Annotated in this window: 13 protein-coding genes; 5 read left to right on the forward strand and 8 right to left on the reverse strand. The window is 67.0% G+C overall.

Annotated elements, in window-relative coordinates:
- Positions 1–185: 185 nt before the first annotated feature.
- On the reverse strand, positions 186–476 hold the full coding sequence (locus ACYOEI_RS21335; protein WP_462851594.1) for a hypothetical protein: 291 nt from the start codon (positions 474–476) through the stop codon (positions 186–188).
- Between the two features lie 139 nt (positions 477–615).
- Entirely contained in the window at positions 616–3,897 is a 3,282-nt protein-coding gene (locus ACYOEI_RS21340) for a sigma-70 family RNA polymerase sigma factor (RefSeq protein WP_462851595.1), read from the reverse strand.
- A gap of 569 nt (positions 3,898–4,466) precedes the next feature.
- On the opposite strand from ACYOEI_RS21340, the gene ACYOEI_RS21345 reads away from it, so the two are divergent.
- Entirely contained in the window at positions 4,467–5,975 is a 1,509-nt protein-coding gene (locus tag ACYOEI_RS21345; RefSeq protein ID WP_462851596.1) for a rhamnulokinase, read from the forward strand.
- A 295-nt stretch (positions 5,976–6,270) separates the two neighbouring features.
- Here the strand turns inward: ACYOEI_RS21345 and ACYOEI_RS21350 are convergent, their stop codons facing one another.
- Complete coding sequence (locus ACYOEI_RS21350) at positions 6,271–6,951, reverse strand: FkbM family methyltransferase (RefSeq protein WP_462851597.1); 681 nt, start codon at positions 6,949–6,951, stop codon at positions 6,271–6,273.
- Between the two features lie 245 nt (positions 6,952–7,196).
- Between ACYOEI_RS21350 and ACYOEI_RS21355 the strand changes: the two genes are divergently transcribed.
- Entirely contained in the window at positions 7,197–7,634 is a 438-nt protein-coding gene (locus ACYOEI_RS21355) for a hypothetical protein (RefSeq protein WP_462851598.1), read from the forward strand.
- Positions 7,635–7,724: 90 nt separating this feature from the next.
- On the opposite strand, the gene ACYOEI_RS21360 is transcribed toward ACYOEI_RS21355, so the two are convergent.
- From ACYOEI_RS21360 to ACYOEI_RS21375, 4 genes are all read right to left on the reverse strand, one after another.
- Complete coding sequence (locus tag ACYOEI_RS21360; RefSeq protein WP_462851599.1) at positions 7,725–8,255, reverse strand: hypothetical protein; 531 nt, start codon at positions 8,253–8,255, stop codon at positions 7,725–7,727.
- Positions 8,256–8,356: 101 nt separating this feature from the next.
- Positions 8,357–9,214 carry an ATP-dependent sacrificial sulfur transferase LarE gene (gene larE / locus ACYOEI_RS21365; protein ID WP_462851600.1) on the reverse strand — a complete coding sequence of 286 codons (858 nt, stop codon included), beginning with the start codon at positions 9,212–9,214 and terminating at the stop codon, positions 8,357–8,359.
- A 290-nt stretch (positions 9,215–9,504) separates the two neighbouring features.
- On the reverse strand, positions 9,505–10,671 hold the full coding sequence (locus ACYOEI_RS21370; RefSeq protein ID WP_462851601.1) for a cysteine desulfurase family protein: 1,167 nt from the start codon (positions 10,669–10,671) through the stop codon (positions 9,505–9,507).
- A 71-nt stretch (positions 10,672–10,742) separates the two neighbouring features.
- Entirely contained in the window at positions 10,743–10,958 is a 216-nt protein-coding gene (locus ACYOEI_RS21375) for a hypothetical protein (protein WP_462851602.1), read from the reverse strand.
- Positions 10,959–11,267: 309 nt separating this feature from the next.
- Here ACYOEI_RS21375 and ACYOEI_RS21380 point away from each other — a divergent pair, with 309 nt between their 5' ends.
- From ACYOEI_RS21380 to ACYOEI_RS21390, 3 genes are all read left to right on the forward strand, one after another.
- Complete coding sequence (locus ACYOEI_RS21380; RefSeq protein ID WP_462851603.1) at positions 11,268–12,116, forward strand: hypothetical protein; 849 nt, start codon at positions 11,268–11,270, stop codon at positions 12,114–12,116.
- 160 nt (positions 12,117–12,276) lie between these two features.
- Entirely contained in the window at positions 12,277–12,744 is a 468-nt protein-coding gene (locus ACYOEI_RS21385) for a hypothetical protein (protein ID WP_462851604.1), read from the forward strand.
- 343 nt (positions 12,745–13,087) lie between these two features.
- Positions 13,088–14,191: a hypothetical protein gene (locus ACYOEI_RS21390; protein ID WP_462851605.1), complete on the forward strand. Its 1,104-nt coding sequence runs from the start codon at positions 13,088–13,090 to the stop codon at positions 14,189–14,191.
- 305 nt (positions 14,192–14,496) lie between these two features.
- On the opposite strand, the gene ACYOEI_RS21395 is transcribed toward ACYOEI_RS21390, so the two are convergent.
- Complete coding sequence (locus ACYOEI_RS21395) at positions 14,497–15,000, reverse strand: DinB family protein (protein WP_462851606.1); 504 nt, start codon at positions 14,998–15,000, stop codon at positions 14,497–14,499.
- Between the last annotated feature and the right edge of the window lie 158 nt (positions 15,001–15,158).

Raw genomic sequence — 15,158 nt, forward strand, 5'->3', positions numbered from 1 at the left:
CAACAAATGCACATCCGAACAAATTTCAGGCCAACTACATCATGACCCCGGGACGTCCCACGACAGTGGACAAATAGGGTCCGGCCGCCCCTCGTAATCCATCGATCGCGACACGCGCCGAAGCTCGGCTGGATCGGCGGTGATGGAAAGAATGAAATCGCTCGCACGATCAACCAGTGCCGTGTTCAAACCTTCGGCTCAGACGACTCGGGCCGCGGCGAACTCGGCTCGCGTCTGTCCTCGCCTTTCAACGACCAGAGGATTAAAGCAACGACTCCCGCCGACAGAGCAAAGGGGATGCTGAGGATCAGAATCGCCAAGCCCCAAAAGACGGGCGAAGTGTGCGGGATGGAATAGCCGCCGACGTGAATCTCGAAGACGAAGTTGCTTCGAAAGACATGTGTAGATGTCGGGCCCGGCGGGAAGATCATCCCATAAAGGATCAGCAGCACGCTCGCGAGTGCGACCAGCACCATGAGATGCCAAATCCGCAACGAGGATACTCGCATCGAATCCCGCCCGGTTCAGGAATCCGCATTGCCGCGCCTCGCACGAGCTCGGCCAGGGATTTCCTCATCGTACCAGAACAGAAGTCGCAACAGACGACGTGTCGGCTCACGGGGTCGAGGCAGCTCCGATCCGCGTCAGCGTGGCCGTCGCGAGCCGGCCGAGGTCGCCGTTCGGGTCGCGCTCGACCAGGCTCTTGATGGGCGCGAGGGCCTCGGGAGTGCCGATTTGGGTGAGCAAGGAGAGGGCGCGGCGGACGGCAATGACAGACGCGCGTTTCGGGTCCTTGTTGATATGCTGCACTCGCAAGCGACGTCGGCGTTGAGCTTCGTCGGAGGAGATCCCCTCGTCGACCCGGTCCAGGTCGACGACGGACGTCAACGGACGGAGCCTCTCGGAAAGGAGCGCCACGGCGGGGTCGGGAAGATCGGCAAGGGCCGCCATCGCCTGGAAGGCGGCCGGGGTGTCGTCTCCGAAGAGGAGGTCGACGAGGCGTGTCGGGGTGTCTTCCGGTCGAAGAGAAGGCGAGGGTGACCGGAGGTCCCAGACGTAGCAGATACCGTCGCCGCTGCCGCTCACGAGGGTCCGGGCGTCGCGACTGAAACCGATCGAGATCAACTGATTCTGATGGCGGCCGAGGTCCCAGACGCTCTTGCCCGTCGACGGGTCGAGGATGGTCACCCGGTTGGAGTCCGCTCCCGTGGCCAGCCACAGCCCGTCCGGGGAGAAGGTCAAGTCCCCGCTATTGAACCGTCCGTCGTTAAACCGCGATTTCAGGCGCATCTCGTCGGCCTGCCAGATCAGGACGCTTCCATCGAGGTGGGCAGTGGCGATCCACCCTCCTTCCCGCGAGTGGACGACATGCTCGATCCGCAGGTCGTTGCCCTTGGTATGGTCTGCAAGCTTGAACTCGCCGCGAGCGTTCCCGGTGTCCGTCTCCCAGAAGAGTAGCTTCGAGTCCCAACCGCCGGTGATCAGGGTCTTGCCGTCGGGGGTGAAGGAGAGGCCCCTGACCTCGTTCTGCTTAAGGCGAGCGATCTGCCGGCCCTGTTTCAGGTCGAAGACGTAGGCCGCATCCTGCCGGAAGACCGCGGTGGCCAGCCGGCTCCCATCCGGCGAAAACTGGAGGGCCTCGGCCACCGAATGCGGGTCGCGTCCCTTCGGCCAATCCCAACGGTGCCGGAGCGTCCCGGCGGGCACGTCCCAGACCGCGACGTGGACCTGGTCGCCGACGGCGCCTCCCGCGGCCAGTTGTCGTCCGTCGGGCGAGAAGACCAACCGGTCGTAGTTGACCCCCGGGAGCGAGAACGAGCTTCGTTCCTGGCCACTCCCGGCGTCGGCGAGGTGGATGGTCCCCAGGTCGTCCTCATAGGCCAGGGTCTTGCCGTCGGGGGAGATGGTGATCACGCCCGTCGCGTGCCCCGTCGGCGTCAACGAGAGTTGCTTCCGCCCGGCGACATCCCAGCCGCGGATCGTCGCATCCCAGCCCGAGGAGTAGAGCCGCTCCCCCTTCGACGTGAACGCCAGGCACCAGGGATACCAGTGATGTCCGGCCAGCGACGCCTGTTCTTCGCCGGTGGAAGGATCGAGGACGTAGATCCGATAGTCCGTGGCGCACACGGCCAGAGATTTCCCATCGGGATGGAATGCGATAGCGGATGTGTAATTTTCATAAATATTCGCAAGTTTAACGATATGCGACCAGATCCTCTCGCCTGTGGCTACGTCGTAGAGGCGTACGGCACTGTCGCGTTCGGTCGCGGCGAGCCGCTTGCTGTCCGGAGAGAAGGCCAAACGGACGAGGCGTCCCTTGAGGGCGATTGGGCGCAATTCGCGACCGGTGCGGGCCTCGTACAGGCGGAGCTCGTCGGGTTTCTCGCTCAGGACGACGGCGAGGGTCGTCCCGTCCGGCGAGAATTGGCCGAAGCTGTAATGGTCATAGAACGCCAGCCGGTCCGTGTGCGAGGGGTCGGCGGGCTTTTGGGGAGCGTTCACGATCTCGTAGAGGACCGCCCCGCTTCGGTCGTAGATGGCGACTCCCGCCGGATTCCCCAGAGCCAGCGTCGCGCCGTCCGAAGTGACGTCGATCGATCGGGCGACCCCGTTGACCGCTCCGATGGCCGTCTTCCTCGGGGCGAGCTTCAATGCCTCCTGACGGCCCGAGGCCGTCTCCCAAACCTTGACCCCGTCCGGCCCTAGCGGAGTGTAGAACCGGGACGAGTCCGAGGAGAAGGCAAGGAGGCGAGCCCCATAGGCCGCGATGGGGAGTTGGGAGACAACGTCGCTGGTGCCGGCCCGCCAAAGCTCCTTGCCGTTGGCCGAATCCCAGGCGATCAGTTCGTCGCCGAAGGAGACGATCGTCTTGTCGTCGGGCGACAGGGCCAGTTCCGCGACGTTCGAAGGAGGGCGGAACCGCAACGTCCCCAGCCGAAGCCGAGCCCCCGGGGGCAGGGGATCCCCCAGTGAGTCCGTAGTCGTCTTCCCCAGAGGCTCCCGGCGCGCGGCGTCCGGCTGGGCGGCGTCGGACGACGGCCGAGTTTCCGGTTCCTGGCTCGCAACCACACCAGCACCGATCACCAGCCCTCCGCCGAGCATCAAGAGCGCGGCCGCCGCCCGAATCCTGGACATGAGCATGCTCCTCGAGACCATCCCCGTCAACGCGACGACACGCGCCGAGACCGCCCCGGCAGATGCCGCTCCCATGCCGGCCCGGACCACGGCCAGGACCGCGGAATCCGCCGGTACCGTCGCCCCTCCGGTGAGGGCGGCGACGGGCACCGACAGCCCCCGCCGAGCCAGTCGGGAACGCAGTTGCGCTCGGCCCCGAGCCAGTCGGCTGTGGACCGTCCCGACCGGGCATTCGAGCTGCCGGGCCGCCTGCTCGGGGGTTAGTCCTTCGAGCAGGCAGAGCACGACCGCCTCGCGATACCGCATCGGCAATCGGCCAAGTTCTTGGTGGACGACGTCACCGACGTCGTCGAGCTCAGGGCCGTTTTCCGCCCGGTCCGCGAGCTCCGCGACCCACAGCTCGTGCCGACGACGGCGGGCCATCGTCGCCCTGGCGCAGAGGGACGTGCGATGGGCGACCTGGTAGAGCCAGGGGCCGAGCGTGTCCCGCGTCCAGAGCGAGCCGGCCCTGCGGGCGAGGACCAGGAACGTCGCCTGGAACGCCTCCTCGGCCTCGTGGACGTCCCGGAGGACCGCACGGCAGACCCGGAAGACCATCGCCCCATGTCGCTCCACGAGCTCACGGAACGCCAGCTCCGCGACCTCATCCCGACGTGACCGGAACCGGTCGAGCAACTGCGCATCGGTCAGGCTCCCGGTCATCCCCAGGCGGAAGAGCGTGTCGAGCTGCCCGAGGGTCGTGCCTCGATTTCCGATCGCCATGAGAACTCCTCGGGCCCGTCTCGTCCTCCGAACACAAGGGAATGTGGCGAGCGAGCCCGGCTTGTCCAGGTTTTTGGAAAATCCTTCGGCGAACCTTCGCCGCCAGGGTTCTTGACCACACGGGCAGCAACGGGAGAACTCTGGGAGCCGATCTCGAAACCTGCTTTCTTCTTAAAAAACAGGTTCCGGGACACGCGCCGAGAGAACGAACTCTCCTCCGACTCTCTCCCAAAGAGTTCCTTTGTGCCTTTGTGGTGAATCACCAACGAGGTCAACCGGGCAAGGCCCCGCGTGCTTCATTGTGAAGGTGCGAAGCGTCTCGGAACGACCTCGCGCATTGTCGCACGGACCAACCCATCTTATGATGGGCGGTCGCGGGTGTGGTCTGGGTTGGGGACTGAGGCCCCCGGTTCGAGCGTCGAGGCGCCGGTCTTTCCGAAAAATCGGGCTATCGAAAGGCGAACACCGCTGAAGCCGAGTGCTTGAGGGACCCCTTGTCTCCGAAGCGGACGGGTTTCTCAAGGGCTCGGAGACCGAAGATCTGTGGTTTCGAGAGATCGCGTTGCGCCATGGCAAAGACGAGTGACTATCTGGCGCTGGACTTCGGCGCCGAGAGCGGACGGGGTCTCCTGGGCAAGTTCGACGGCGAGCGGCTCGTTTTGGAGGAGGTCCATCGCTTCCCCAACGGCCCGGTCCGGATGCTCGACACGCTCCACTGGGACCTCCCTCGACTGTTCGAGGAAGCGAAGGTCGCCCTGCGCAAGGCCGCCGTGGCCAACCCCGGACTGGACGGCGTCGGGGTCGACACCTGGGGCGTCGACTTCGGGCTCGTCGGCAGGGGCGATACCCTCCTGGGGAACCCGGTCCACTACCGGGACGCCCGGACCGACGGGATGCTCGAGGCCGCCTTCCGGCGCGTCCCCCGCGAGCGGATCTACGAGATCACCGGCCTGCAATTCATGCCGTTCAACACGGCCTATCAGCTCCTCGCGATGCGGCTGGCCGAGTCGCCGCTGCTCGACGCGGCCGAAACCTTGCTGATGATGCCCGACCTGTTCGCCTGGCTCCTGACCGGCCGCCGCGTCGGCGAGCGGACGGATGCGTCGACGTCGCAGCTCCTCGACCCGAGGTCGGGGGCCTGGTCCGATGAGCTCTGCCAGGGATTCAACCTCCCGCGCCGGATCCTCCCCGAGCTGATCGCGCCCGGGACCGAGATCGGGCCGCTGCGGAAGTCGCTCACCGAGGAGCTCGGGATCCCCAGCGTGACCGTCCTGGCGCCGGCGACCCACGACACGGCGAGCGCAGTCGCCGCCGTCCCCACGGTCCGGCCGCCGGGGGTCGTCGACGTCGTCGGGCCTCCCGACTGGTGCTATCTCAGCTCGGGGACGTGGTCGCTCCTCGGCGTCGAGGTCCAGCACCCGGTCATCACCGCCGAGACCCTCCGCGCCAACTTCACGAACGAAGGGGGCGTCGCGGGGACAACCCGGCTGCTCAAGAACATCATGGGGCTCTGGCTGGTGCAGGAGTGCCGCCGGACCTGGGCCCGCAACGGTCGGGATTTCTCCTACGAGGAGCTCCTCGGCCTCGCGAAAGCCGCCCGGCCGTTCGGGGCGCTCGTCGACCCCGACGACGTGAGCTTCCTCGCCCCCGGCGACATGCCCTCGCGCCTCGCCGCCTACTGCACGAAGACCGGCCAGACGCCCCCCGAGGACGAAGGGGCCTTCGCCCGCTGCGCACTCGAGAGCCTGGCGCTGAAGTATCGCTGGACGATCGAGCGGATCGAGCAGATCCTCGGGACGTCGATCCGAACGATCCACATCGTCGGCGGCGGGTCGCGGAACACCTTGCTCTGCCAGTTCACGGCCGACGCCTGCGGCCGGATGGTCCTCGCCGGCCCCGTCGAGGCGACCGCCGCCGGCAACGTCCTCCTCCAGGCCATGGGCCGAGGCCGCATCGGCTCCCTCGCCGACGCCCGCACCATCGTCGCCAACTCGTTCCCCGTCACCGTCTACGAACCCCGACAAACCGCCGCCTGGGACCACGCCGCGGCTCGTTTCGCCACGCTCGTCCCCTGGTGAGCGTCCGTGGGGGAGCTGAGCTCTTCACCACAAAGGCACCAAGACACAAAGGGGAGGATCCCGAGAGTACAAATCTCCTCGGGCTTCCTCCCCGAATCCTTCGTGCCTTGGCACTTTGGTGGCTAATTGAACACGCACACTTAAGAGGCGAACAAGTCAATAAACGAGCCCCGCAGGGGCGGCAGAACATAGCCTGGCGGCTTGGGTCCTAAGGTTCGACATTGACACTACGGCACGTATCCCCGCAGATCCTCGACGCCGAGGCCAAGATAAACCCAGCCTCCGGCCCGCGGATTCAGGCGGGGGTCGGGGCAGTCACGGCCCCCGGGCAGACGAGCCAGCGGTTGTGCTCGAGGGGGCGCTGTTCTTTGAGCCACTTCCGCCGGTCGATGATCCGGGGCTCGTAGCCGTGCGTGCGGAGGATCTCGAGGCAGGCCTTTTCCTTCTCGACCGCGTGCACCTCGATGATGAGGTGCGGCTTCCGTTCGCGGATAATTCGCTCGGCGCCGCGTAAGACGGCGTCTTCCGCCCCCTCGACGTCGATCTTGATAACGTCCGGAACGAACGTCTCGGCCGCGGTGTGGTCGAGCGTCGTGCATTCGGCGTCGACCTTGTCCGAGACGAACGCCTCGACGGTCTGGATCGTGTAGGGGTTGCGTTTGAAGGTCTCGCGCATCTCCTCCGCGGCGGCGTGCTCGCACTCGAAGGAGACGACCGGGCCGCCCGTCAGCTTGGCCATGATCAGGGCGTCGTACCCCCCCTGGCCGCCGACGTCGAACGAGCGATAGCCCTTCTTGAGCACGGAGCGGAAGGAGCTCGCGAGTTCGATCTCGTAGAGCCCGAAGTACTGGAGCAACTGGTGTTGGAGGTCGATCGCCATGACGCATCCCGAGGCGGGCCCGAAGGGGACCTTGCGGAATCGGGGCCCGCTGGTGAGCAGTCTCTTCTTCACGGTTCTCACGGCGGCACGGATCATGGTCGTCTTGCTCTCGCGTGGGATTTCGGCGGGAACGTGGCTGATCCCTTCATCGTGGCCGGGCCCCGCCTCGCGGTAAAGTCCCTCGGGCCTGAGATAAGCATAGGACGACTTGGGCAGATCCGTGCCGTCACGTCGCCGGATGCCGGGCGTAACTGGGACGTTGGTCCCTCCCGATGGGTTGGGCGGGACGTCATTTCCTCATGTCTCCTCGCCTGTGGGAGGAGTGTAGCGGAGTCGAGTCGATGGACGCGTGCGACATCATCGGCGGGATCCTGAGCCTGGGGCTTAACCAGGCGGCCGAAGGCCTGGGCCTCAAGCCGCTCCCCGCCGGGGCCGGGCTGGCCTACGACCTGAACCCCGGATTCATCGTCAAGCAAGAAGTCAAGAACCTCTGCACACCCGGGACGAATGCGCTCCTCAGGCTGGACCTGACGAAGCTCAACTCGTTCACCCAGGCCTATCTGACCGACCGGATGTTGAGCATCGCCAGCGCGCAGCAGGACCTTGTCTGGAACATCCCCGGCAAGCGGTTCGAGTCGCCCGCCGTCCCGGTGCCGCTCGGGCTTATTGGCCTCCCCCCCGCGACCGGGACCGCCGTCTTCTGGTACGACATGGACAAGCCGGGCGTGGATAAGCTGAACGGCGTGCTGTTCAAGCTCACATTCAAGTTCGGCAAGTAGCCTGCAAAGCCACGCCCACACCGAGTGCCCATGCCTCTCGGGTCCGCGTTACCTCGCTTTGCATCAGCTTTACGCCCGGCCGAGGTCAAATCATCGCTTCGGCACGTGGGCCCCGCATTCGCGGCAGGCGACGGCGCCGAGGTGCACGGGGCGGCCGCAGCGAGGGCAGACGCGGAGGCCCGCCTCGATCCGGCTCACGGACGGGGACGGGCTGGCCGACGCCCGGTCGAGATGGATCTTCGTCCATTCGTCGAGCATGTCGAGGTCGACCACGGACATTTCCTCGGTCGACGCCTCGGGACGACTCGAGCCCGCGATCGGGCTGGGGCCGGCGGTGGAGGACGAGGACAGGCTCGAGGGGGCGGCCGCCCGCGCCGAGGCGGGCACGGGGACGATCCGGCCACAGTCGGGGCACTTGCCCGCCTGGGGCGTCCCCTCGTTCCGGACCTTCAGCCGACGCCCGCAAGGGCACGGGAACCGGATGTACGGATCGGCATCCACCGCCTGGGGCGACGCCCGGCGCACCCGGATCTTGGCCGAGCACTTCGGGCAATCCACCCGCTCGGGACCATCCGCCTCGACTTTCAACTTGTGGCCGCAGCGGCAGACGACTCGGGGCATGATGCCACCCCGTAATTTCGCGGAGGAGATCGGAAGGGATGCGGGGCAGGAGTGCCCCGCCTACCGTTTGGCGCGGGGGAGGAGTGCCCCGCGTACCGGAGTCAACGGACGGTTTGCCGCAGGAGGTTATCCAGGGGGATGAGCGTGTTCAAGCTCCCCGAGCGGAACCCTTCGAGGTCGATGGTCACGAACTTGAAGCCGAGGGCGCGGAAGGCGGGGACGAGCGTCTCGCGGACTTCGGGCGAGGTGAACCGCGGAAGTTCCTCGAGGGGCAGCTCGATCCGGGCCAGGTCCCCCTTGTGGTAGCGGACCCGCAAGAGGCGAAGTCCCTGGGCGCGGAGCCATTGCTCGGCCTGGTCGATCATCCGGACGCGCTCGGGGGTGACGTTCTCGCCGTAGGCGATCCGGCTCGAGAGGCAGGGGGTGGCGGGCTTGTCCCAGGTGGGGAGGTCCCAGGCCTTGGCCAACGCCCGGACCTCGGCCTTGCCGAACCCGCACTCCTGGAGCGGGTGCCGCACGCCGTTCTCGCCCGCGGCCCTCATGCCCGGACGGTGGTCGCCCGCGTCGTCGGTGTTGGCACCCGAGGCGATCGCGTCGACCCCGAGCTCGCCCAGCAGGCCCGAGAGCCGACCGTAAAGCTCGCTCTTGCAGAAGTAGCAGCGGTCGGTGCCGTTGCGGAGGTAGTTCGGGTCGGCGAATTCCTCGGTCCGGATCACCCGGTGCCGGATCCCGATCTTTTGGGAGAGCTCCCGGGCCTCCTCGAGCTCCCCTTCGGCGAGGCTGTCCGAGACGGCCGTCACCGCCACCGCCGCATCCCCGAGCGCCTCCTGGGCCGCCTTGGCGACGACGGTACTATCGACACCGCCGGAATACGCGACCGCCACACGCCCGTACCCCTTCAGGGTCGCGAGCAAGGCGTCACGCTGGGCGGACAATTGCGGGTCGTTCCACGCGCTCAAGGCTCACCTCCCTCGGAGTCGACCGGACCGAATGCCTTGCATTGTAGGGCCCGGCGTCCCTGGCCTCAAGCCATGAGTCGAATCTCGAACGGTTGCGCCCGAGGCCCTGGATGCGGCGATCAAGGGGGGAGGACCTTTTAGCCACGGATGAAACACGGATTGAACACGGATAAAATGGAGAGATTTTTCAACAGATGGCGCAGATGAACGCAGATAATCCCATAAATTTAAATTTAATCATTTTTAAAAGCAATTTCTTGTCCGTGTTTCATCCGTGTCCAATCCGTGGCTTAAAATCCCCCCTCCGTGGCCTGCGCGATCCGATCAACGACCGCGACAATCCGGGGCAGGGCCGTTTCGATGTCGGCCTCAGTGGTGCTGGCGCCCAGGCTGAAGCGGACGGACGAGCGGAGGCGATCGTCGGTCACGCGCATGGCGACGAGGGTGGGGGAGGGGCGAGTCGAGCCGCTGGCGCAGGCGGAGCCGAGCGAGGCGGCGACGCCAGCGAGGTCGAGTTGCATGAGGAGCGCGTCGCCATCGAGCCCGGGAAAGCCGAGGTTCGCGGTCTGCGGCAGCCGGAGTGTGTCGTCCGCCGGCCCGTTGCGGACGACCCGCCCGGGTCCGAGCGCCTCGGCCAGGCCCGACTCGAGCCGACCGCGCAACGCCGACCAACGCGCGAGCCGGGCCTCAAGCTCGGCCTGCCAGAGTTCCAGGGCACGCGCCAGGCCGACGGCCAGGGGGACGGCGACCGTCCCGGGCCTGCGCCCCTGCTGCTGGCCGCCGCCGAAGAGTCGGGAGCCGAGTCGGATACCTTTGCGCACCAGGAGCACCCCGGAGCCGACCGGGCCTTGGAACTTGTGCGCACTGGCGGCGAGCGTGGCCACGCCCAGGGCGCGGAAGTCGACCGGGATCCGGCCGACCGCCTGGACCGCGTCGGTGTGGACCGCGACCCCTCGGTCCTGTGCGAACTCCGCCAGGCGGGCCACCGGCTGGAGGGCGCCGGTCTCGTTGTTGGCGAGCATCAAGGTCGCCAGCCGGGTCCCGTCGCGGAAGGTCGCCGCCATCGCCTCGGCGTCGGCGAGGCCTTCGGACGACACCGACAGGCGGTCCACGGCGAATCCCGCGGCCTCGAGCCGGGCGATCGGCTCGGCGATCGCGGGGTGCTCGATCGGGCTGGAGACGACGTGCCCCGGGTCGTGCTCGGCACCGGCCAGCCCGAAGATCGCGAGGTTGTTCGCCTCGGTGCCCCCGGAGGTGAAGATCACCTCGGATGGGTCGGCCCCAAGGATCCTCGCCACCGACTCCTTGGCCCCCTCCCACGCCCGACGCGCCGAACGCCCGGCGGAATGCCGACTCTCGGGGTTGCCCGCCGCCAGCCAGTGCGGACGCATCGCCTCAAGGACCTCAGGGTCGAGCGGCGAGGTCGCGTTGTGGTCGAGATAGATCGTGGGTTCCATCGCGTCGCAGTCGGCTCGATACACCCTCTTGGAGCCGGCGCCCGAGGCCGAGCGAGTCCCGAGGCCGTCCCTCAGCCGAGGGACCGAAGCGTCAACAGCAGGCCGACGATGAAGACCGGGACGCCGATGATGAACAGCGGCCCCGCCATGAGCGCCACGCCCACCACCATCAGCACGAAGCCGAGCCCAAGGCCCACGGCACGGCCGAGCAGTTCGACCACCCAGACGACCAGGCGGATCGGCAGCGTGATGATCGACCAGAGGGTTCCAAACACGGTCTCCAGCATAGATTTCAGCCTATCACCTTGGCGGCGTCCCGGAAACCCGCTGCCGGGCCCCTCCGAGGCCGATTCGTTCGGGCGAGCCACGACTCCGCAACTCGCCCTTTAATGGTGGGTTGTTCGGCTTGATGAACAGATCAATCTTGGGTTCCGGACTGGCCTTGTCAATTTCGTCGGGCTCGATTCAAATGCCCGCACTTTTGCCCGCAAGGATATTCGCCGAGGACGGCCATTCCTTGAGCAGCCGGGCAGCGGAATTTGCAAGCAGAGCATCACCAAAGGTTGAGGAACTCGGGGGGCAGGGAGGCCGCTCCATTGCGCAAACTATTTTTCGCCGTCCTGCTCATCGCCTCGTCATTCGCGGGAGGGGTCGTGGTCAACGGCCCCGGGCTCCAGTGGGCTCAGGCGATGATCATGAGCCGGGTGAGCGGCGACGAGGGCGAGTCGGGAGACGAAGGATCCGCCCCGGCCAAATCGAGCCCTCCGCGCCCCGCCGAGCCGTTCCCGGCCGCGCCGATCCCCCCCTTGATCGCCTCCGCCGAGTTATCTTCCGACCCGTTGCCCAAGCCAGATACCCCCAAGTCGGCCGCCGCGATGCCGTCGCCGGCACCGACACCCGCACCCACCCCGTCGGGGACGGAGCTCGAGGCCAAGGCCCCGGAACCCTCGGCGCCGGCTTCCCACGAGCTCAAAGCCCCGGAGCCGCTCGACCCCAAGGCGCTCGGGCTCGACGACTCGACGCCGCCGAAGCCGGTCAAGGACGCGCCGATCCTCCTGGCGAAAGGGCCCGAACCCTCGGAGCCGGCCGGTGAGGCCGCCAAGGGAGCCTGGGCCGGCGCGTCAGACCCAGGCGCGTCGGCGAAGCCTTCGCCCCCGAACGGCGGGGCCAACGCCGAGTCACCCGAGGTCACCGCCCCGAGCGGGGCCCCGTCATCGTCCGACTGGACCGCGCTCCGGCGGAAGCTGGCCGAGTTGGGCGTCTCGCGCTACGGCTTCGAGGGCGAGCCCACGGGCCGGGTCCGATTCCACTGCCTCATCCCCCTGGCCGGTCGACGCGCGGTCGCGCAACAGTTCGAGGCCGAGGGGGACGACGAATTCCAGGCCGCCGAGATCGCCCTCCGCCGCGTGACCCTCTGGAGGACCGCCGAGAGCTCCGGTCCTTGACCGAGACTCCCGGTCACCTCGACGCGGCCCAAGCCCGACGCATCGCCTCTCCTCTCCACCCCAGGTTGTCTCCGATTTCACGGTCGTCCTATAATTGGGAGTTCTCCCGTGGACTACCCCCTCATGCCTCGTTGCGGTGTTCTCCGAGAAAGGCTCGCGCATGGCCGTCGAATCGCCGGCCAAGTTGCTCTTGATCGTCACCGGCAGTACGCTCCGGGCCGAAGATATGGACCGCCCCCTGGCGTACTACCTCAAGCAACGGATCGAACAAGGGCCCGGCAAGGTTGAAGATTCGTTGGGATCCTTTCGGGTCCGCGTCGTCTCCGACTTCCGCTGGATCCACGACGAGCCGCTCCACGCCGTGCCGACGATCTCGGTCGGCGGGCCCGGGGTCAACGCCCTCGCCCATCGCTGGCTCGAAGATGTCCCCGTCTCGCTCGCGGTCGACGGACAGTATTACATCCAGATGGACCCCGACCTCGCCGAGCCCCACGCCAGCATCTGGGGCATGGATAACCCGTCCACCCAAATCGCCGTCTCCGTCTTCATCGAACGGTTCCTCCCGCGCCTCCTCGAGCACTGCACCAACGGGACCTCGTATCCCAGCGACCTCGAAGATTCCGAGTAAGGTAAGCCGGCTCCGCAACCCCGTCTCCTTTTTTTGCTGGAGGCAGTCGTCCGTCGCGTCGCCCGCGGCAGGAAGCCGTCGGCGTCCTTTCCCCTCGCCGGAATTTCGGATCCGGTGACCGCTCCCTGTCCTAGCCTTTGTTGGAATGAACGAGTCGAAGAGTCTGAGAGTTGCACTGGCGGCCGGCGTTCTCGCACGCCCGCTCGGTCGCCCGCTCGCCGCGACGTCGCGGCCGGCCCAGGGTCGATAGATCCGCCCCCGTGTCAAGCCCCCACGACCTCGAGCCGCCTCCCGGTTGGCCGGCGTGCGCCTATCCCCACCAAGGAAGGAGGGAAGGACTCCCATGCCCGCTCGAACGACGCTCCTCGCCCGCCCTCGGCGCCTCCTGGCCGTCCTCGCATGCCTCGTCGCCTGGGCCGACGCCATCGCTACAAAAGGGGCCGAGCCGGAGACGACGGCCGCCGCAATCCCCAGCCCGCTGGCCCTCGCGGAGCGGTCGGTCGTCCAGGAGCAGGGGGGCTGGAAGGTCGACTACCGGCTCCGCCATCAGGGGCCGACGACGATCACGGTGAACCCCGCCGAGGTCCTCGCCAAGGTCGAGGCCTGGGTCTCGAACTCGAGGGTCGCGAGCCACGCGATCCCCCGGTTCTCGTCGCTGGTCGTCTCGGGCCCGTCGGGCCTCTCGGCGTTCGGCGAGGTCATCCACTCGTCCGACGAGGGAGAGCGTTGCCGAGAGCGGGCCGTCCTCCAGGTCTGGACCGGCGACGCACCCGACGGCCCCCCCGACCCGATCGCCAAGGCCGTCGTCCGGGCCGTGGCCGTCGAGCGCCAGCCGACCTTGAACCTCTCGCCGGGCGAGCTCGTGCGCGTCCGGATCCGGTTCGAGCATCACCATTTCCTCTACGGCGACTACGACCCTCTCCTCGGCCAGCGCAGCGTCGAGCTCCACCTGGGCTCGGCCGTCTTCCGCGACGTCGTGCCCATGGAATTCGAGCAGTACCTCGCCCACCCCAAAGGCACCTGGCCCGCCGTGCCCGACGAGCGTCGGGACGACCGACATTTCATGTCGGCCCCGGATAGCCTGCACATCGAGGCGCACGTGCCCGGGAACCAGTACTATCGCTTCCCCGAGCGGCCCGTCCGCTACGCGACGAAGATGCGGCTGCGGTTCTGGTACCTCATCGCCTGCGGCACCGAGGGCGAGTGCCACGCCCGGATCGCCCAGTACAAAGAAACCCCGACGTCGTGGAAGGCCCTCAACGAAGGCGACCACGATCACGCCATGACCACCGTCGGACGCTGGGTCAAGGTCGAACGCATCTTCCGCACCGAGCCCGAAGCCACCACCCTCTCCCTCGACTTCCGCATCAGCGGCGCCGATATCGGCGAGATGTGGATCGACGACATCAGCCTCGAGCCCATCGCCGCGGGGCCGGCGGGGCCATGAGTGGGAGTAGACAGTAGACAGTAAACAGAAGGCAGAAGGCAGAAGGCAGACGGCAGAAGGCAGAAGATGGCAACGTGTGTTGAGTAGACGAAGGAGAAAGCAGCAGGGGAGAAACAACGACAGGACGTCAACCTTCTTACACCAATTCCTAATAACACCAGGATGCCGTAGTAAACGAGCAGGATGGGAACTCGCTGTAATGCGCCGCCTGGCCATCGATCAACGAGACTATCGTTGACTGGTCTATGGTCATCGCGTCCAGCCTACTGCCTGATGCCTTCTGCCTCATTCCTCTCCCCTACTGCCTACTGTGTACTGTGTACTTCCTCGATCCCCCAATAGACAAGATCCGTGACGGGCGGGTCGAAGCCGAGGCGGCCGAGTTTGGAGGCGATTTGGCCGCGGTGGTAGCTCTCGTGGTTGACGACGTGGCGGAAGACGGCGAAGAGCGGGAGGCGGTTGAGGGTGCCCCTGAGGTCGCGATAGGACCAGGTCGACTCGAGCTGTTCGGGGGTGAGGGTCGGCAGGAGGCGGTCGAACGCGTCGTGGCCCTTGGCGAGGAGCGCCACGGCGGCGTCGAGGGTCGGGAGCTCGGCCTCGGTCGGCCGCGCGGCGACGGCCTCGCCGTGGAGGCGTCGGGACCAGATGTCGGTCGCCCCGGCGATGTGGACGAACGTCGCCCGGATTGAAGTCCACCCCGGGGCGGGTTCCTGCACGTACTGCTCGGGCGAGAGTGCCCGGAGCGCGGCCTCGACGCGGGCGGACGCCCAGCGGTTGAACGCGTAGAGCGAGAACAGATCGTCTTTCATCGTCGTCGGAGCTCCTGTCCTGGAATTCGCCGGCCCAAGCCCTGGGTGATCCCTCCGGGCGACAATAAAGAAGGAGACCCCCGGCCTCGGGTTCGCGTCGGCCTGGGATTCGGCGCGCGGGTATTCTACAATGGAGGAGTCGAGCGAAGCCCCGCCTA

The sequence above is a fragment of the Singulisphaera rosea genome, assembly GCF_054877945.1.

Bases quoted from the DNA above. Each gene is read 5' to 3' on its own strand.
- ACYOEI_RS21335 (WP_462851594.1), bottom strand. From the start codon at position 476: ATGGTGCTGGTCGCACTCGCGAGCGTGCTGCTGATCCTTTATGGGATG.
- ACYOEI_RS21340 (WP_462851595.1), bottom strand. From the start codon at position 3,897: ATGGCGATCGGAAATCGAGGCACGACCCTCGGGCAGCTCGACACGCTC.
- ACYOEI_RS21345 (WP_462851596.1), top strand. From the start codon at position 4,467: ATGGCAAAGACGAGTGACTATCTGGCGCTGGACTTCGGCGCCGAGAGC.
- ACYOEI_RS21350 (WP_462851597.1), bottom strand. From the start codon at position 6,951: ATGATCCGTGCCGCCGTGAGAACCGTGAAGAAGAGACTGCTCACCAGC.
- ACYOEI_RS21355 (WP_462851598.1), top strand. From the start codon at position 7,197: ATGGACGCGTGCGACATCATCGGCGGGATCCTGAGCCTGGGGCTTAAC.
- ACYOEI_RS21360 (WP_462851599.1), bottom strand. From the start codon at position 8,255: ATGCCCCGAGTCGTCTGCCGCTGCGGCCACAAGTTGAAAGTCGAGGCG.
- ACYOEI_RS21370 (WP_462851601.1), bottom strand. From the start codon at position 10,671: ATGGAACCCACGATCTATCTCGACCACAACGCGACCTCGCCGCTCGAC.
- ACYOEI_RS21375 (WP_462851602.1), bottom strand. From the start codon at position 10,958: ATGCTGGAGACCGTGTTTGGAACCCTCTGGTCGATCATCACGCTGCCG.
- ACYOEI_RS21385 (WP_462851604.1), top strand. From the start codon at position 12,277: ATGGCCGTCGAATCGCCGGCCAAGTTGCTCTTGATCGTCACCGGCAGT.
- ACYOEI_RS21390 (WP_462851605.1), top strand. From the start codon at position 13,088: ATGCCCGCTCGAACGACGCTCCTCGCCCGCCCTCGGCGCCTCCTGGCC.
- ACYOEI_RS21395 (WP_462851606.1), bottom strand. From the start codon at position 15,000: ATGAAAGACGATCTGTTCTCGCTCTACGCGTTCAACCGCTGGGCGTCC.